Here is a 17,062-nt window from a genome sequence, read left to right as displayed (position 1 = left end):
GCCGACTGGCCCTGCCACATCAAAATCAACGGGTGAGTTTGCTGAGACCGTCCGTTCAGCTCCCGGCCGGAGCCCACGAATGGCGCGCTTATACGGATTTTGGCCGCGAAAGCAAGGGTTCTCGGCCCCCGGATGTGCGAGGCGTCGTAACCCTCCAGCCCGTTTGACACAACCTCAGGCGTTTTCCCGTTGATTTCTTTGTTTGTATGTCATACAAATATCTTTGGGAGGACGAGATATGGGTTCGGAGACCGCCAGCGGCATGTCTGCGCCCGATCCGAAGCACGCGGTCCGCGCGACGCGGTCGGCGGGGCGCAAGATGCGCTCGCTGCTGCTCGATGCCGCCAGCCGCCTGTTCAAGGAACGCGGGCTCTCGGGCACATCGATCTCCGATATCGCCGCGGCCGCGGACGCCTTTCCGAGCCAGATCACCTATTACTTCCGCACCAAGGAAGCGCTGTTCGTCGAAGCCGCCAGCCGCGACATGCTCTATCTCGCGCGCGCGACCGAGCAGGCCGCCCTGAATGCGCACACCCCGCGGGACTACACCCACGCTTTGGCCGAGACCGTGACCGCGACCGACACGGTCGCCTTTTTCGCGGAGGCCTTGACCCTCACGCGGCGCCGGCAGGACCTCGCACCCCTCGTCGAGCGCACCATCGAACGGCTGCACAGCGAGGGCGCGCGCGCCTATGCGGGCCAGGTCGAGCGGCACGGCTGGCGTTCGCTGCGCGCGCCCGAGGAGAGCTCGCGGCGGTTCTGGGCGATCGCGATCGGCGTGATCGTCGAAGGTTTCGCCATGGGCCGCGCTGCCGACGAGATGTGCCGCGAATTGCTGCGCGCGCTCGGCGAGCAGGCGACATCAACTTCGACGTCGGCTAATGACGGGACGCGGCTGCGCCTGGTCGGCGATCACAGCACTTCATCCTCAACGGACGGGGAGACAAGCACATGACCGCGCTTCGCATGCGAGCCCGCGATTTCCTCACCGAGGACGAATTGGTTGCTGTGCGCGAGCGCACGACGTGGAAGGGCGCGGCCCTGATCGTGCACGCCTGGGCGCTGATCCTGGGCGCGATCGCGCTGGTCGCGTGGTGGCCCAATCCGCTGACCTATCTGCTCGCCGTTGCGATCATCGGCTCGCGCCAGCTCGGGCTTGCGATCCTGATGCATGACGGGGCGCACGGCTGTCTGTCGGCGGACGAGAGGACCAACCTGACGCTGAGCCAGTGGTTCTGCGCCTATCCGATCTTCGCGGAGACCCGCGGCTATCGCCGCTATCATCTGCAGCATCATGCGCGGACGCAGCAGGAGGATGATCCCGATCTCGTGCTGTCGGCGCCGTTTCCGATCACGAAGCTGAGCTACCGCCGAAAGTTCTTCCGCGACATCACCGGGCAGACCGGCTACCAGCAGCGCAAGGCGCAATTGCTCAATGCGATCGGGCCGAAGGAGTGGCCGTTGTCGCGGCGCGCCGCCAACTTCTGGCAGAAGCTCGGGCAGCAATGCGTCACCAACGCGCTGCTGTTCGCGGGCCTTGCCGCCGCCGGCGTGTGGTGGGCCTATCCGCTGTTGTGGCTGGTGCCGCTGCTGACCTGGATGATGGTGATCACGCGCATCCGCAACATTGCCGAACACGCCGTCGTGCCCGACAGCTCCGATCCCCTGCGCAACACCCGCACCACGCGGGCCAACGTCCTCGAGCGTCTCTTCATCGCGCCGTACTACGTGAACTATCACCTCGAGCATCATTTGCTGTTCTACGTGCCCTGCTACAACCTGCCGCGCGTCCACCGCATCCTGAGCGAAAGCCGCTATGCGGATCGGATGGAGGTGCAGCCGGGCTACGCCGCGGTGCTGCGGCTGGCGACCGCCAGGCCCGCCAGCGAGGATCGTCCGGGGCAGCTGGTCAACAGCGCACGCCGGGCGAGGGCCGGCGCCGAGGTTAACGCCGACCAGAATGCCGGCGGGTTCTAGTGTGCTGAATGCGAAGTTCGTGCGATTTCGCGGCAGCCACTTTCACGAACTTCGCATTCATAAAGCACACTAGAATCATAAGTTTGCTAGTGTCCTTATCGAATCCGAAGTTCGCTCCGAAGGTGCGGCAAATGATGCGAACTTCGGATTCGGGACACTAGCCCGGAGCCGGACCGGCATTCCCAGGGTTCCTCCGGCGCGGCTTGACAGCACCGCCTCCGTCAGTGTCTTACGGCCGGGTCCGGGGCCGGTTGCAAGGCTTGGTTGCAAGGGATTGGCCCGGACCCGCTGTGGCGCGTTTTGCGCGGCGCGGATACCGTTTCCCCTGCGGCAGGCGTAAAGCGCCTGCGCGGAGATCACGCTCAACAAGGTAGGGATCGCCGATGACGGCAGCATTTACGTTTCCCGGGCAGGGCTCGCAGGCGGTTGGCATGGGCAAGGCCCTGGCCGACGCCTTTCCGGCGGCCAGGGCGGTGTTCGACGAGGTCGATTCCGCGCTGGGCGAGAAGCTGACCGCGATCATCTGGGATGGCCCCGGCGAGACATTGCAACTCACCGAAAATGCCCAGCCCGCCCTGATGGCGGTGTCGATCGCCACATTGCGCGTGCTCGAGAGCGAAGCCGGCTTTTCGGTCGGCCGCAACGCGGCCTTTGTTGCCGGGCACTCGCTCGGCGAGTATTCGGCGCTGGCCGCCGCCGGAAGCCTCTCCGTCAGCGACACCGCGCGGCTGCTCCGCACCCGCGGGCTCGCGATGCAGAAGGCGGTGCCGGTCAGCGTCGGCGCGATGGCCGCACTGCTCGGTCTCGATTACGAAACCGCCGTGGCGGTCGCCAACGAGGCGGCGCAGGGACAAGTCTGCCAGGCCGCCAACGACAATGGCGGCGGCCAGGTGGTGGTCTCCGGCGACAAGGCCGCCGTCGATCGCGCGGTCGAAATCGCCAAGACCAAGGGCGCCAAGCGCGCCATGCTGCTGCCGGTGTCTGCGCCGTTCCATTGCAAGCTGATGCAGCCGGCGGCCGATGCGATGGCAGAGGCGCTGTCGGGGGTGACCATCAAGGCGCCCGCGGCGCCGCTGGTCTCCAACGTGCTGGCCTCCGCCATCACCGATCCCGACGAGATCCGCCGCCGCCTGATCGAGCAGGTCACGGGCACCGTGCGCTGGCGCGAGTCGGTTGCCTATATGGCAGGGCAGGGCGTGACGCGGTTCTTCGAGATCGGCGCCGGCAAGGTGCTGAGCGGCCTCGTCAAGCGCATTGCCGACGGCGCGGTCGGCGTGTCCGTCGGCGGTCCGAACGATATCGCTGCGGCCAAGGACGCGCTCGCAGCTTCGGCTTGAAGCAGCCGGAAGGAGAATTCGATGTTTGATCTGACTGGCAAGACGGCGCTCGTCACGGGCGCAACCGGCGGCATCGGCGGCGCGATCGCGCAGGCGCTGCATGCGCAGGGCGCGACGGTAGCGATCTCGGGGACGCGGCGCGAGGTGCTGGACGGCTTCGCGGCCAAGCTCGGCGAGCGCGTGCACGTCCTGCCGTGCAATCTCTCCAGCAAGGATGATGTCGAGGCGCTGGTGCCGGCAGCGGAAGCTGCGATGGGGCAGGTCGACATCCTGATCGCCAATGCCGGCATCACCCGCGACAACCTGTTCGTGCAGCTGCGCGACGAGGATTGGGACGACGTGATCGCGGTCAACCTGACCGCGACGTTCCGCCTGGCGCGCGCCGCGACCAAGCTGATGATGCGCAAGCGCTTCGGCCGCATCATCGCGATCACCTCGATCGTCGGCGTCACCGGCAATCCGGGGCAGGGCAACTACACTGCGTCGAAGGCCGGCATCATCGGCCTGATCAAGACGCTGGGCGCCGAATACGCCAAGCGCGGCGTGACCGCCAATTGCATCGCGCCGGGTTTCATCAAGACGCCGATGACCGATGCGCTCAACGACAAGCAGCGCGAATCCATCCTGGCGAAGGTTCCTGCGGCGCGGCTCGGAACGCCCGAGGACATCGCCGCCGCGGCGGTCTATCTGGCCTCGAACGAGGCCGCCTACGTCACCGGACAGACGATCCACGTCAACGGCGGGATGGCTATGATTTGAGCTACTGGCCGGCTCTCGCAATGCGGCGAAAAGCCGTTTTCGGGAGCCGGTTCAGGCGTGTAGTCAAGGCTTTGGAAGTATGGTAGCTGAAGCCCCCGTGGATGGGCGAAGAACGCCATTGCAGGATTTTGAAACCCTGTATATTGGCGTGGCGACGCCTGCCGTTCGCCGGGGCTTTAATCGGCTACGACCGGGCCGAATCAAGACTATGCGCGACTGAGTAATCGAGACGACCACGATGGCTCGTATCGTCTTGGGGTCGGGTCCAATGGAACAACGAGGTTGAACGATGAGTGAGATTGGCGAGCGGGTTAAGAAGATTGTGGTCGAGCACCTTGGTGTCGAACCCGAGAAGGTGGTCGATAGCGCGAGCTTCATCGATGACCTCGGCGCCGACAGCCTCGACACCGTCGAGCTCGTGATGGCATTCGAAGAAGAATTCGGTTGCGAGATTCCCGACGACGCGGCGGAGACGATTCTGACCGTTGGCGACGCGACCAAGTTTCTCGAGAAGAACGCGAAGAGCTGACGCCGATCGCGAAGTTGACGGGGCCGGACGGACCGTGATCGAGCGGTCCCCCGGCTTCTTATTATCAGCCGCGCATTGCTGGCCGGAGACGTGGAAATGAGACGAGTTGTCGTCACGGGGCTGGGCATGCTTACACCGCTCGGCTGCGGCGTTGACGCAACTTGGGCGCGCATCCTCGCCGGAGACAGCGGCGGCAAGAAGATCGACACGTTCGACGTGTCCGACCTGCCGAGCCAGGTCGCCTGCTACATTCCGCGCGGCGACGGCACTGGCGGCACCTTCAATCCCGATCAGTGGATGGAGCCGAAAGACCAGCGCAAGGTCGACGACTTCATCGTCTATGCGATGTGCGCGGCCAAGCAGGCGCTGGACGATGCCGACTGGCATCCGAAGTCGGACGAGGACCAGTTCGCCACCGGCACGATGATCGGCTCCGGCATCGGCGGCCTCACCGGCATTGCCGAGACTGCGGTGCTGCTGAAGGAGCGCGGACCGCGCAGGGTCTCTCCGTTCTTCATTCCGGGCCGCCTGATCAATCTGGCCTCCGGCTATGTCTCGATCGAGCACGGCCTGAAGGGGCCCAATCATGCAGTGGTCACGGCGTGCTCGACCGGCGCGCATGCGGTCGGCGACGCGGCGCGGCTGATCGCGCTCGGCGACGCCGAGGTGATGGTCGCGGGCGGCGCCGAATCGCCGATCTCGCGCATCGGCATCGCCGGCTTCTGCGCGGCGCGTGCGCTGTCCACCGGCTTCAACGAGACCCCGGAAAAGGCATCGCGGCCGTACGACAAGGATCGCGACGGCTTCGTGATGGGTGAGGGCGCCGGCGTCCTCGTGCTCGAGGAATACGAGCACGCGAAGCGCCGCGGCGCGAAGATCTATGCCGAGGTCACCGGCTATGGCCTGTCGGGCGATGCCTTCCACATCACCTCGCCGCCGCCGGACGGCAATGGCGGCTTCCGCAGCATGACCATGGCGCTGAAGCGCGCCGGCCTTGCGGCATCCGATCTCGACTACATCAATGCGCACGGCACCTCGACGCAGGTCGGCGACGAGATCGAGCTCGGCGCGGTCGAGCGCCTGCTCGGCAATGCGGCATCGAAGGTTTCGATGTCGTCGACCAAGTCCGCGACCGGACATCTGCTCGGTGCGGCCGGCGCGATCGAGGCGATCTTCGCGATCCTGGCGATTCGCGATAACGTGGTGCCGCCGACCATCAATCTCGACAATCCGTCGGTGCAAACGGCGATCGATCTTGTGCCGCATACGTCGCGCAAGCGTGACGTCAATGTGGCGCTGTCCAATTCCTTCGGTTTCGGTGGCACCAACGCTTCCGTGATCGTGCAGCGCGTGACCAATTAGTAGGTCGTTAGAGCGTTTTCGAGCGAAGTGGGTGCCGGTTCGCGTGAAGGAAACGCGTCGAAAAAGAGAATCCAAAGTCCCGTTCCGATTCGATCGGGACGGGACTTTGGAACTAGTCCACCATTTTGCCGTATTCCGCGGTGACTCCTAATAGCGGGCGTATGCTATTGGCAGGGCAGGGTTTGTCCGGCCACGATTCAACCGGCAGGATATTGGTTTGCATCGATGAGTGAGAGGCCGCCCATTTCACCGAGGAGCCCACGCGCCGCGCTGGAGCCCGAACAGCTTCCGCCGCCGCCCAAGCGCTCGGATCGCGCCCGCAATCCCTTCGTGATCGTCGGCAATGCCATCTTCACCATCCTGATCATCCTGATGATCGGCGCCGGCGCGACGTATTACTACGGCAAGCAGGCGCTGGAATCGCCGGGACCGCTGCAGGAAGACAAGATCGTCAACATCCCGGCGCGCGCCGGCAAGCGTGACATCGCCGACGTGCTCTCGCGTGAGGGCGTGATCAACGTCAATCCGTGGGTCTTCATCGGCGGGGTGTTCGCGCTGAAGGCAAGTTCCGATCTCAAGCCCGGCGAATATTCGTTCCAGAAGAACGCCAGCCTGCGCGACGTCATCGCCACCATCGTCGATGGCAAGGTGGTGCAGCACGCCATCACGATACCGGAAGGCCTGACTTCCGAGCAGATCGTGACGCGGCTCTCCGACAACGACATCTTCACCGGCTCGGTGCGCGAGATCCCGCGCGAGGGCACGCTGCTGCCGGAGACCTACAAATTCCCGCGCGGCACCACGCGCGACCAGGTGATCCAGCGCCTGCAGCAGGCGCAGAAGCGCGTGCTCGCCGAAATCTGGGAACGCCGCAACACCGACACGCCGCTGAAATCGCCGGACCAGCTGGTCACGCTGGCCTCGATCGTCGAGAAGGAAACCGGCCGCGCCGACGAGCGCAGCCGCGTCGCCGCCGTGTTCGTGAACCGCCTGCGCCAGCGGATGAAGCTGCAGTCCGATCCGACCATCATCTACGGACTAGTGGGCGGCAAGGGAACGCTGGGCCGTCCGATCAAGCGCAGCGAAATCACGCAGCCGTCGCCCTACAACACCTATGTGATCGACGGCCTGCCGCCCGGACCGATCGCCAATCCCGGCCGCGCCTCGCTGGAGGCGACCGCCAATCCGGCGCGCACCCGCGACCTGTTCTTCGTCGCTGACGGAACCGGCGGCCACGCCTTCACCGAAACCTACGACCAGCACGCGAAGAACGTCGCCAAGCTGCGCGCGTCGGAAAAGCAGATCCAGAACGACACCGTCGAGCCCGCGGATGATCCGGCGCCCGCCGCCGCGACGCCCGGCGCCGACACCAATCCCACGGCGACGACGCCGAAGCCCACCAATCAAAAGAAGCCGCCGCGCGGTCGGCAGGGCGCAGCCCAACAGACCAATTCGCCACCGGTGGTGCAGCGCTAAAGCGCGATCGTCATCGCGCTTTAGCTTCTTGTTTGAGCATGATCTTTCGGAAAACCGCCATACACTTTTCCGGATCATGGTGTAGCTCTGCATTTTCCGGTGGTGAACGTAATTCCACTTTCACGGAATCCGTTTTAAGGTCGCACCGGCCCCCCACGAGTCTCGCAGGCTCCGGGTGAGTCCCATATCCTTCTGTTGGAGAGTTCACGCGATGGCGCTGTCGAGCATGACTGGCTTTGCCCGAAGCCATGGCGCAAGCGGTCCCTATACGTTCGAGTGGGAGCTGAAATCGGTCAATGCCAAGGGCTTTGACCTGCGGTTGCGGCTTCCGCCGGGCTGGGACGAACTGGAAGCGCTTGCCAAGAAGCGGGCCGGCGAGCTGCTGTCGCGCGGCACGGTCTACGCCAATCTCAGCGTCAAGCGCACCGACGCGGCGCAGACGATCCGGATCAATGAGGACGTGCTCGCCGCCGTGGTGAAGGTCGCCGGCACGCTCGCGCAGCGGATCGACGCGGTGGCGCCGAGCATCGACGGACTGCTCGGCATCAAGGGCGTCATTGAGGTGGTCGAGCCCGAGAGCAACGAGGACGAGGACAAGGCGGCGCGCGAGGCGGCGGCGATGGCCTTCGAGCAGGCGCTCGGCAGCCTTGTCGAGATGCGCCGCCGCGAGGGCGATGCGCTGGGGCAGATCCTGATGCAGCGGATGGACGAGGTCGAGCGGCTCGCCAGGCGCGCCGAGACCGCTCCCGGCCGCAAGCCCGAGGCGATCAAGGCGCGGCTGGCCGAGCAGATCGCGGCCCTGCTCGAGACGTCCGACCGCTTCGATGCCGACCGCCTGAACCAGGAGGCGATCCTGATCGCCACCAAGGCCGACATCCGCGAGGAACTCGACCGCATCGCCTCGCACATCGCCCAGGCGCGCGAGATGATCGGCAAGGGCGGTCCGGTCGGGCGCCGGCTCGACTTCCTCGCCCAGGAATTCAATCGCGAGGTGAACACCTGCTGCTCGAAGTCGAACGACGTCGAGCTGACCAACACCGGGCTTGAAATGAAGAACGTGGTCGAGCAGTTCCGCGAACAGGTCCAGAATCTGGAGTGAATGATGACGGCGCAGGGTTTTGACGGCGTAGAGCGGCGCGGACTGATGTTCGTCCTGTCGTCGCCGTCGGGCGCCGGCAAGACGACGCTGTCTCGCATGCTGCTTGAACGCGAGCCGGGCCTGAAGATGTCGGTGTCGGCGACCACGCGGCCGATGCGGCCGGGCGAGGTCGAGGGCCGCGACTATTTCTTCGTCGACAAGAAGAAATTCGAGAAGATGGTCGAGCAGGGTGAACTGCTCGAATGGGCCACCGTATTCGACAACCGCTACGGCACGCCGCGTGCGCCGGTCGAGGCCGCCCTAGCGGTGGGGCAGGATGTTCTGTTCGATATCGACTGGCAGGGCACGCAACAGCTCCACCAGAAAGCCAGCGCCGATGTGGTGCGGGTGTTCATCCTGCCGCCGTCGGCCGCCGATCTCGAGAGGCGGCTGCATACCCGGGCGCAGGATTCGGAAGAGGTCATCCGCGGACGGATGAGCCGCGCCAGTCATGAGCTGAGCCATTGGGCGGAATACGACTACATCGTCGTCAACCACAACGTCGACGATGCCTTTGCCGAGGTGCAGTCGATCCTGAAGGCCGAGCGCCTCAAGCGCGAGCGCCGCACCGGCCTTACCGAATTCGTGCGCGGCCTGCAGCGTCAGCTCGAGAAGTAGCGCGTTGCGGACGTGATGCGAGCGCATCACGTCCGTTTGCATTTTTCCTAAGCGGACCTTAGTTCGTCGCGCTGCGCGCAAGCCGCTGCAGCATTGCGGCGATCTGCTTGTTGTCCTGCTCCCTTTGATCCCGATCACGCGTAGCCTCGCGACGTGGAGCTGGCTTCTCGGCCCGGCGTGGAGCGGGCGTCTCCGCACGGCGCGGAGCGGGCGTCTCCGCACGGCGCGGAACGGGCGTCTCGGCGCGGCGCGGCGCAGCCTCGGACAGCCGCAGCGGACGGTCCCGGCTGACAACCGCCATCGGGGGCGCCGGCTCGGTGTGCAGCGAATCCCACGGCGCCTGCCACTCATCCTTGGTCTCGTAAGGCGGCGTACGCGTGCGAGTCAGCCGGAAAACCAGCGTGCTGACCAGGCCGGCCAGCGCCAGGGCTCCAACCATCACGATCAGCAGCATCTGCGTCGACGACGGTGACTTCTCCACGGACGCTTCGGCCGTGGCGGGGGCGGCAGGCGCCGGCGCGGCCGCCGGTTGCGGCGTCGTGTCTGCCTGCGCAACCGCGGTCGGCTGGTCTGCGGCGCGTCTGGTTCCGTTGGTTCCGGCCATGCTCGATGCATCCAGCCATCTGGCGTTCACGTCGGACGGCTGCGCGTTGGTACCGGTGGGCGTGGCTGCCGGGTCGGGCGTCGCTGCCGTTCCGCCGGCCTGGCCGGCGTCGGCGCTTGGCGCAGGTACGGCTGCGACCTGGGGCGAGGGCCATTCGGCATGGGCATCGGCGACTGATCTGCGCATCGCCGGCTGCTGCGGCGCGGGCTGGCTCTGCGGCGTCGGCTGGCTCTGTGGCGGCGTCGCGTCGGCCGTTGTGGTATCGGGCGCTGCTGCCGCCGGCGGCTGCTGCGTGCTCGTCGTCGCCGTCTTGGCGGCCTTGTTCTTGGCCTCGCCGAGATACCAGCACTTCTTCTTGCTGCGATCGAGATGGTAGAACCAGTGGCTTCCCGCAGGCGCGGTTCCCTTGGGCGCGGCCAGGCAGGTGTCCGCCGTGTTGTTGGTGCTATTGGCCGTATTGGCGGCGGTCTGGGCCATGGCGCTGCAACTGGCGCCGGCCAGGATGCTGGCGGCAAGCGCCGCAGCGAATTTCGCTGAACGATTTGACATACGCGTCCCCGGTATCTCTTTTTTAACGCAAACGCTGGAGATCCCAATCTCGGCAAAGAGTTGGGTCGCAATGCGCCGCAAATCCGGAACGGGTGGGGCTTAATTGGGGCTCGCGGCGTGCCGCAATTGCGGCGAGCCCGAGGCCGCGGAACGTGAACCGAACGATGGCTTGGTTCGACCGTCAGGTTCCATCGGAGCGGCCGCGTCCCGCCGGCGGTAGCAGCACCGGCGGGACGTCATGTCTCAGCGTGATCTTTCGGAAAAACGCGTCACGCTCTTCCGGAATGCTCTAGTTCTTCAGGACGATGCGTCCGACGACCTTGCCGGCGCGCAGCTCGTCGATCCATTTCTGGACGTCGGCCATCGGCTCTTCCTTCATCGGCGTCGGCTTGATCTTGCCATCGCGGGCGAGCGCCATCAATTCCTGACCTTCGGCCAGCGTGCCGACCATGAAGCCTTCGATGGTCATGCGCTTGTACACCCACTGCACCATCGGCAGCGTGAACTGGCCGCCCATCAGGCCGGACACCACGATCTTGCCGCCGCGCGCGACCGTCGACACCGCAAACGCCATCGACTTCTCGTTGCCGGCAAAGTCGACGACGCCGTCGAAGCCGCCGTCGCTCTCCTTCAGCATGCGCTTGACGACATCGGGCTCTGCCGGGTCATAGGCGGCCGCCGCGCCGTTCTTCAGCGCGGTCTCGCGCGCCGCGGGGCTGAGATCGGCAACCGTGATCGGCTGCTTGAACATCGCCTGCGCGAATGACAGGCCCATCATTCCGACGCCGCCGAGACCGATCAGCAGCAGATTGCGCTGGCGCGGACGATCGACCAGGCGCTTCAGCGCGCCATAGGCGGTGACGCCGGAGCACATCAGGGTGGCGGCCTGGTTGACCGGCAGCGCATCGTAATCGAGCAGGTATTTTGCGTCGGGCACCAGCACGTGGGTGGCGAAGCCGCCGTCGATCGAGACGCCGAGGAAGCGCTGCTTGACGCAGAGATTCTCGTCGCCGGCGAGGCAGTCGCGGCACTGGCCGCAGCCGATCCAGGGGAAGACGGCCTTCTTCGTCCCGATCAGATCCTTCGGCGCATCGGGGCCGACCTCGTCGACCACGCCCGCGATCTCATGGCCGAGCGTGAAGGGCAGGGTCATGCCGCGGGTGGTGTCGAGCTTCTTGCCGCCGCCGAGATCGGCGTAGCCGTCCTGGATGTGGAGATCGGAATGGCACAGGCCGCAGCGCTCGATGCGCACCAGCACTTCGCGTCCCTGGGGCTTCGGCGTGTCGACGATGGTTTCGCACAGCGGTGCATCGAATTTGACGAGGGATTGGCGAACCATACGCGCCATTACGTTTTCTCCTGTTGTTCTATTTTGTGGCCCGTATATCGGCCAATTCCCGGGCCATGGCAACAAAGCCCGCGACCGGAATGGTTTCGGCGCGCCGTGTCGCGTCGATATCGGCTGCGGCAGCAAGCCGCGCCGGATCGACCGACAGCGATTTCAAACTCTGGCGCAGCATCTTGCGGCGCTGGCCGAAGGCGGCGGCTGCGACCTGCTCGAGCATGCGGCGGTCGCACGGCTCGGGCGCGGCGCGCGGTATCAATCGTACCACCGAGGACGTGACCTTCGGTTGCGGCACGAAGGCCGCGGGCGAGATGTCGAACAGGATCTTGGTCTCGGCGCGCCAGTTGGCGAGCACCGCGAGCCGGCCATACGCCTCCTCGTCCTCATGGGCGACGATGCGCTCGGCGACCTCGCGCTGGAACATCAGGACCATCATGTCGTACCAGGGCGGCCACGGCTCGATCGACAGCCAGTCGACCAGCAGCTGGGTCGCGATGTTGTAGGGCAGGTTGGCGACGATCTTGGCCTTGGCGCCATCGAGCAAGGGACGCGGGTCAAAGCGCTGCGCGTCGCCATGCACGATCTCGATGCGGCCGGGATAGCGCTTGGCGATATAGTCGAGCGCAGCCAGCGCCCGCTCGTCGCGCTCGATGGCGATCACGCGCTTGGCACCCAGCGCAAGCAGCGCGCGCGTCAAGCCGCCGGGACCGGGGCCGACCTCGATCACGGTGGAGTCTTCCAGCGGGCCCGCGGCGCGGGCAATGCGCGCGGTGAGGTTGAGATCGAGCAGAAAATTCTGGCCGAGCGATTTGCGCGCCGACAGCGAATGCTCGCGAATGACGTCGCGCAGCGGCGGCAGATCGTCGATCGTGCTCACTTAGCTTGATGCCGCGGCCATGCGCGCGGCGAGCCGGAGGGCGGCGATCAGGCTCGACGGATTGGCCTTGCCGGTGCCGGCGATATCGAATGCGGTGCCGTGATCGGGCGAGGTCCGGATGAAGGGCAGCCCCAGCGTGACGTTGACGGCGTCCTCGAACGCGACGGTCTTGATCGGGATCAGCGCCTGGTCGTGATACATGCAGATCGCGCAGTCGTAGGTCTTGCGCGCGGCTGCGTGGAACATGGTGTCGGCCGGCAGCGGGCCTCGGACGGCAATGCCGTCGCGGCGCAGGATCTCGACCGCGGGCGCGACGATCTCGACGTCTTCCATGCCGAGCGTGCCGTCTTCGCCGGCATGCGGATTGAGGCCGGCAATGGCGAGCCGCGGCGCTGCGAGGCCGAACCGCGCCTTCATGTCCGCGACCACGATCCGCGCGGTCGACACGATCAGGTCGGTCGTCAATTGCGCCAGCGCCTCGCGGACCGACACATGGATCGTCACCGGGACAACGGCGAGCGCCGGTGACCACAGCATCATCACCGGCTGCGGCGCGCGCCCGCCGCTTGCGGCAAGCTCGGCCAAGAACTCTGTATGGCCGGGATGTCGGAAGCCGGCGCGGTACAGCACGTTCTTGGCGATCGGATTGGTGACGACGGCGCTGGCCTTGCCGGCGGCGACATCGGCGACGGCCTGCCGGATCGATGCCAGCGCCGCATCGGCACTCGTGCCGTCGGGCTGGCCCGGTCGCGCCGTCGCTGTCTTGCCGGTCGCAACCACGGGGAGGGCGCGTGCGAACGTCGCGGATGCCTCCGCGGCGCTGACCTCGGCCAACTCGACGGCAAGCCCGAGCGTCTTGGCGCGTTCGGCAAGCGCGGCGCGGTCGCCCAGCAGATAGAACGGCGGGAGATCGAGTTCGCGGCGGCGCAGCCATGCGGCGAGCGTGATGTCGGGGCCGATGCCTGCGGGCTCGCCGGATGTAAGTGCGAGAGGTTGAGCCATGCGTCAACGATAGTCGATCATCGCCCGCCTGGATATTCGATCATCGCGGCTTTTCGGACTTCCTGCAGGTAGGCCTTCGACTTCGCCTCGTACTTCTGCACGTACATCTTGTCGCGCATCTCACGCTTCTTCGGCGTGTCGACGGTGGTTGCCTTCCTGCCGCAGAGGGCGACCATTTCAACGCCCTGCTTGGTGACCTCGGGAGGGGTGAGGTGGCCGACCGGGGTCTTGTCCAGGATGTCGCGCAGCGACTGCGGCAGGTCAGCCGAGGTCTTCACGACGATCTCGCGGATCGCGGCGTTGCGCATCGACTTGAAGAAGGTGTTGGCTTCCTCGCAACTGGTAACGCGCTCGCGCAGGCTGTCCGCTTCCTTGCGGCGTCCCTCGAACTCCGACTGCGGCGCGCCGCGGGGCACGATCAGAACGACCGGCTGCATCCTGTATTCGAATGCCTCGGCCTCAGCCGCGCCTCCGGTCTCCTTGACCGCGTTGGCCACGTCCTTTTCGCCAACCTGCAGGCTTTCCTTGAAGCGGCCGCGGACCAGGCTGGTCCAGACCATGTCGGCCCTGATGCGTTGCTTCAGCGTGTCCGGGCGGATGCCCTTGCCCTCGAGCACCTTGGTGAGTTGGTCGCCGGAAAGCCGCATCCGCTGCGCCATGCCGCCGAAGGACTGGTCGATATCGCCGGCGGAGGGATCGACGCCGAATTTCTTGGCTTCCTTGATCTTCAGCTTCTCATCGATCAGCTCGTCGAGGACGGTCTTCCGATCAGGCGTCTTGCCGCCGGTCAGGGCGTTCAGCTTGGCGCGCTGCTCGATGTCGTAATTGGTGATGGGCTCGCCATTGACCATCACGGCGATGGTCTGGGCATGCAGTCGCGCGCCGCCTCCGAACAGGAGGAAAAGAGCCAGCAGGGAACTCAACACTAGCTGATGGCGGCGCGTTGGCAGGCTAGCGGTCGTCATTATCGTCATGTCAGCCGTTTAAACCAATTCAAGCCGGAGCCACAGGCCCGCAGGCAATCCAAGCACCCCGCCAGACCGCTCGCTCGCTACTGCATGCCAGCCGAACTGCTGGACGTGGAGGTCTGCGCGATCGTCCGCAGCCCGATCTGGAACATGAACGCGTGGCTGAGGACGGGCGGCGTCGAGCCGGCCTGATAGGTATAGGACGTGACATAGTTGGCGGCCAGCACGAAGCAGTCGTCCACATAGCCCGCGCCGAACGCGTACTGGTTGATTTTGTTCGCTTCAAGGTCCCAGCGCGCCGCGCCCTGAACCACCCAGTTCGCCGCCACCTTGATCGATCCGCTGGCGAGGATGCCTTCGCGGCGCGTCAAATAGCCAAGCTCCGGCTGCGCGGCATAGTCGCCGTACATCAGGCTGACCGACCAGCGGTCGAAGTTCGCGCTGGCCTGGGCCTCGAACCGGTTGATGTTCCAGGTCGCCTCGTCCATCCGCGAGCGGACGCTGAACGTGTAGGTGCGGTTGGGCGAGTAGGCAAGGCTCGCGACATAGTCCGAGCGCGGATTCTGCAGGCCGGAATCGATGCCGGTGTTGGTGACGTCCGCGACTGCGAACGAGTTCAACCCGAACATCTGATAGGACTGTCCGAACATCGCCTTGACGCTGCCGCCGCGATCGAACTGCGTGGTGGCCTGCACGCCGACATTGGCGCGGCTGCCGCCTTCGACGCGGTCGTAGCCGGAGAACTTGTCGATCGCGAACAGGTTCGAGGTATCGAACACCAGGCTCTGCGCGTCCTCGTTCGGAAGCTTGCCGGCGCTGGGTTCGTCGGGCCGGATGATGACCTGCGCAATCGGCTCGATGGTCGTCGTGCCCCACGGCTGCACGTTGATGAAGGGGTAGCGGTATTCGAAGCCGACTGTCGGCATCAGGCGGACCGTCTGGGTGTCGCCGACCGGCAGGAAGTTGGAAACGCCCGGCTGGTTCGAAATGTCGGCGTTGATGGCATCGGCGCGGACGCCGACGAACGGCGTCCAGATCTGGCCGAGCGGGTCGGTATAGGATTTACGCCACTGCGCCTCGGCGGTCAGCCTTGTGTAGGTGCCCGGCATGCCGCGCAGCAGGCACTGCGACGGCGTGCGCGCCATCGGGTCCGCGGATGTGGTCAGGCACAGGCCGTTGGTGTTGGCCGTCGTCGTGATCGGGTCGAACACCGCGGTTTCGCGGGTCAGGTTGGTGAAGTTCACCTTGTAGCTGAACTCGCCACCGAAGATCGGGCTGTTGATCACGTTGTTGTAGTCGATAACGGGCGCGACCACCGGAACCTGGTTCTGGTTGCCGGAGTAGCTGAGATAATAGATCGCGCGTGCGTCGAAGAAGCTGCGGTTGCCGACGCCGGTCAGATAGAGCTGCGAGATCGCCTCGGTCGGCAGCGACAGGAACGATCCGAACGGATCCTTGTACTGGGCCAGCCGGTAATCGGACATGAAGTAGTAGTCGGACAGCAGCACGCCGTCCCAGCCCCAGGTCCATTTGTCGTTCAGCGCGAACTGACCCTTGGTCTCGATGCCGCCGCGGAACTGGCGGTCACCGGGCTGGCCGGCGAAGGCGCCTTGATCAAGCTGGTCGATGCCGTAGAGCCGGATCTGATAGGCGCCGTTCGACAGGCGCTGACGGAATTCGCCCTGGAACAGCACGCCCTGCTTCGAGGTGATGCGCGGATTGAACGTCGCGTCGAAGTCCGGCGCGAGCGCGAAGTAATAGGGGATTTCGACGCCGACGCCGAACGCCGAATACGTGGTGAAGCCCGGCATCAGGAAGCCGCTCTTGCGCTTCACGGTCGGATCGGGCGTCGAGAAGTAGGGCAGATACGCCATCGGAACGCCGAAGAATTCGAGCTGGGCGTTCTCGAAATAGAGCATCTTCTCGGTCTGGTTATGGATGATGCGCGCGCCCTTGACCTGCCAGAGCGGCGGCTTCTTCGGATCATCCTTACAGGGCGCGCAGGCGGTATAAACGCCGTTGTCGAACACCGTGTAATTGCCGCTGGACCGATCGGCGCGGGTCGCCGCCATGCGGGTCTGGTCTTCGGTGTCGACGCGCAGCGAATCGACGAACCCGTCGCGGTAGTCGTCGCTGAGATCAAGGATGTTGGCGTAGGTGATCTTGCCTTCCGCATCGGTCATGCGGATGTTGCCTTCGGCATGAAGACGCTTGGTCTTCTGATCGTAGATGACCTTGTCGGCCTCGACGCTGGTGCCGTTGTAGAACATCTGGACGTTGCCGACGGCCGAGATGCGCTGGTTGTTGTAGTCGTAATCGACCTCGGTCGCCTGAACGAGCATCTGCCCGTCATTCTTGGCCGGCGGGCGGGGCGGCTTCGGCGGACGCGGATTGTAGGTGAAGGCCTGCGCGGCAGCCGGCGTCGACGCGACAACGTCGAGCGCGCTGACCACGACGAACGCGGCGAGGAGAGCTGAGATCGAAACGCCAAACGCGGCCATGCGGCTCCGTTGACGGCGCA

The 17,062-nt window shown here is 65.4% G+C and carries 15 protein-coding genes; 9 read left to right on the top strand and 6 right to left on the bottom strand.

The annotated features are described in order from the left end of the window. Positions 1 to 238 precede the first annotated feature (238 nt). The 9 genes from ACVIYL_RS34650 (at position 239) to gmk (ending at position 9,196) form a co-directional block, all read left to right on the top strand. On the top strand, positions 239 to 955 hold the full coding sequence (locus ACVIYL_RS34650) for a TetR/AcrR family transcriptional regulator C-terminal domain-containing protein (RefSeq protein WP_456780663.1): 717 nt from the start codon (positions 239 to 241) through the stop codon (positions 953 to 955). Further along, positions 952 to 1,977, top strand: a complete 1,026-nt coding sequence (locus tag ACVIYL_RS34645; protein WP_456780662.1) for a fatty acid desaturase family protein — start codon at positions 952 to 954, stop codon at positions 1,975 to 1,977. Before ACVIYL_RS34650 ends, ACVIYL_RS34645 begins: the two co-directional genes overlap by 4 nt. Positions 1,978 to 2,360: 383 nt before the next feature. Further along, positions 2,361 to 3,314 (top strand): ACP S-malonyltransferase, encoded by a 954-nt coding sequence (gene fabD, locus ACVIYL_RS34640; RefSeq protein WP_456780661.1) that lies wholly within the window; start codon positions 2,361 to 2,363, stop codon positions 3,312 to 3,314. 21 nt (positions 3,315 to 3,335) lie between these two features. Further along, positions 3,336 to 4,073, top strand: coding sequence for a 3-oxoacyl-[acyl-carrier-protein] reductase (gene fabG / locus ACVIYL_RS34635; protein ID WP_076831958.1), 738 nt, complete (start codon positions 3,336 to 3,338; stop codon positions 4,071 to 4,073). Positions 4,074 to 4,362: 289 nt separating this feature from the next. Further along, complete coding sequence (locus ACVIYL_RS34630; RefSeq protein ID WP_002716125.1) at positions 4,363 to 4,602, top strand: acyl carrier protein; 240 nt, start codon at positions 4,363 to 4,365, stop codon at positions 4,600 to 4,602. Between the two features lie 96 nt (positions 4,603 to 4,698). Next, complete coding sequence (fabF, locus tag ACVIYL_RS34625) at positions 4,699 to 5,964, top strand: beta-ketoacyl-ACP synthase II (protein ID WP_092088244.1); 1,266 nt, start codon at positions 4,699 to 4,701, stop codon at positions 5,962 to 5,964. Positions 5,965 to 6,189: 225 nt separating this feature from the next. After that, complete coding sequence (gene mltG / locus ACVIYL_RS34620; RefSeq protein WP_076831963.1) at positions 6,190 to 7,440, top strand: endolytic transglycosylase MltG; 1,251 nt, start codon at positions 6,190 to 6,192, stop codon at positions 7,438 to 7,440. A 211-nt stretch (positions 7,441 to 7,651) separates the two neighbouring features. Further along, a complete protein-coding gene (locus ACVIYL_RS34615; RefSeq protein WP_141343071.1) occupies positions 7,652 to 8,539 on the top strand; it encodes a YicC/YloC family endoribonuclease in 888 nt (295 codons plus the stop codon). 3 nt (positions 8,540 to 8,542) lie between these two features. Next, on the top strand, positions 8,543 to 9,196 hold the full coding sequence (gene gmk, locus ACVIYL_RS34610) for a guanylate kinase (RefSeq protein ID WP_456780660.1): 654 nt from the start codon (positions 8,543 to 8,545) through the stop codon (positions 9,194 to 9,196). Between the two features lie 58 nt (positions 9,197 to 9,254). On the opposite strand, the gene ACVIYL_RS34605 is transcribed toward gmk, so the two are convergent. The 6 genes from ACVIYL_RS34605 to ACVIYL_RS34580 all read right to left on the bottom strand — a co-directional run bounded on the left by ACVIYL_RS34605 (position 9,255) and on the right by ACVIYL_RS34580 (position 17,042). Beyond that, complete coding sequence (locus tag ACVIYL_RS34605) at positions 9,255 to 10,349, bottom strand: hypothetical protein (RefSeq protein WP_456780659.1); 1,095 nt, start codon at positions 10,347 to 10,349, stop codon at positions 9,255 to 9,257. Between the two features lie 289 nt (positions 10,350 to 10,638). Beyond that, complete coding sequence (locus ACVIYL_RS34600; protein ID WP_456780658.1) at positions 10,639 to 11,697, bottom strand: alcohol dehydrogenase; 1,059 nt, start codon at positions 11,695 to 11,697, stop codon at positions 10,639 to 10,641. Positions 11,698 to 11,716: 19 nt separating this feature from the next. Next, positions 11,717 to 12,571, bottom strand: a complete 855-nt coding sequence (rsmA, locus tag ACVIYL_RS34595; protein WP_057019884.1) for a 16S rRNA (adenine(1518)-N(6)/adenine(1519)-N(6))-dimethyltransferase RsmA — start codon at positions 12,569 to 12,571, stop codon at positions 11,717 to 11,719. Next, positions 12,572 to 13,573 (bottom strand): 4-hydroxythreonine-4-phosphate dehydrogenase PdxA, encoded by a 1,002-nt coding sequence (pdxA, locus tag ACVIYL_RS34590; RefSeq protein ID WP_456780657.1) that lies wholly within the window; start codon positions 13,571 to 13,573, stop codon positions 12,572 to 12,574. Positions 13,574 to 13,590: 17 nt separating this feature from the next. Continuing rightward, positions 13,591 to 14,538, bottom strand: coding sequence for a SurA N-terminal domain-containing protein (locus ACVIYL_RS34585; protein ID WP_225159077.1), 948 nt, complete (start codon positions 14,536 to 14,538; stop codon positions 13,591 to 13,593). Positions 14,539 to 14,624: 86 nt separating this feature from the next. Continuing rightward, entirely contained in the window at positions 14,625 to 17,042 is a 2,418-nt protein-coding gene (locus ACVIYL_RS34580) for an LPS-assembly protein LptD (RefSeq protein ID WP_253608914.1), read from the bottom strand. Positions 17,043 to 17,062 lie beyond the last annotated feature (20 nt).

It is taken from the genome of Bradyrhizobium sp. USDA 3315, assembly GCF_054056795.1.
Note: the sequence above shows the minus strand (reverse complement) of the source record. Positions and strands in the feature narration are given on the sequence as shown.

Excerpts from the sequence above, each read along its gene's own strand:
- ACVIYL_RS34650 (WP_456780663.1), top strand. The coding sequence starts at position 239 with ATGGGTTCGGAGACCGCCAGCGGCATGTCTGCGCCCGATCCGAAGCAC.
- ACVIYL_RS34645 (WP_456780662.1), top strand. The coding sequence starts at position 952 with ATGACCGCGCTTCGCATGCGAGCCCGCGATTTCCTCACCGAGGACGAA.
- fabD (WP_456780661.1), top strand. The coding sequence starts at position 2,361 with ATGACGGCAGCATTTACGTTTCCCGGGCAGGGCTCGCAGGCGGTTGGC.
- fabG (WP_076831958.1), top strand. The coding sequence starts at position 3,336 with ATGTTTGATCTGACTGGCAAGACGGCGCTCGTCACGGGCGCAACCGGC.
- ACVIYL_RS34630 (WP_002716125.1), top strand. The coding sequence starts at position 4,363 with ATGAGTGAGATTGGCGAGCGGGTTAAGAAGATTGTGGTCGAGCACCTT.
- fabF (WP_092088244.1), top strand. The coding sequence starts at position 4,699 with ATGAGACGAGTTGTCGTCACGGGGCTGGGCATGCTTACACCGCTCGGC.
- mltG (WP_076831963.1), top strand. The coding sequence starts at position 6,190 with ATGAGTGAGAGGCCGCCCATTTCACCGAGGAGCCCACGCGCCGCGCTG.
- ACVIYL_RS34615 (WP_141343071.1), top strand. The coding sequence starts at position 7,652 with ATGGCGCTGTCGAGCATGACTGGCTTTGCCCGAAGCCATGGCGCAAGC.
- gmk (WP_456780660.1), top strand. The coding sequence starts at position 8,543 with ATGACGGCGCAGGGTTTTGACGGCGTAGAGCGGCGCGGACTGATGTTC.
- ACVIYL_RS34605 (WP_456780659.1), bottom strand. The coding sequence starts at position 10,349 with ATGTCAAATCGTTCAGCGAAATTCGCTGCGGCGCTTGCCGCCAGCATC.
- ACVIYL_RS34600 (WP_456780658.1), bottom strand. The coding sequence starts at position 11,697 with ATGGCGCGTATGGTTCGCCAATCCCTCGTCAAATTCGATGCACCGCTG.
- pdxA (WP_456780657.1), bottom strand. The coding sequence starts at position 13,573 with ATGGCTCAACCTCTCGCACTTACATCCGGCGAGCCCGCAGGCATCGGC.
- ACVIYL_RS34585 (WP_225159077.1), bottom strand. The coding sequence starts at position 14,538 with ATGACGACCGCTAGCCTGCCAACGCGCCGCCATCAGCTAGTGTTGAGT.
- ACVIYL_RS34580 (WP_253608914.1), bottom strand. The coding sequence starts at position 17,042 with ATGGCCGCGTTTGGCGTTTCGATCTCAGCTCTCCTCGCCGCGTTCGTC.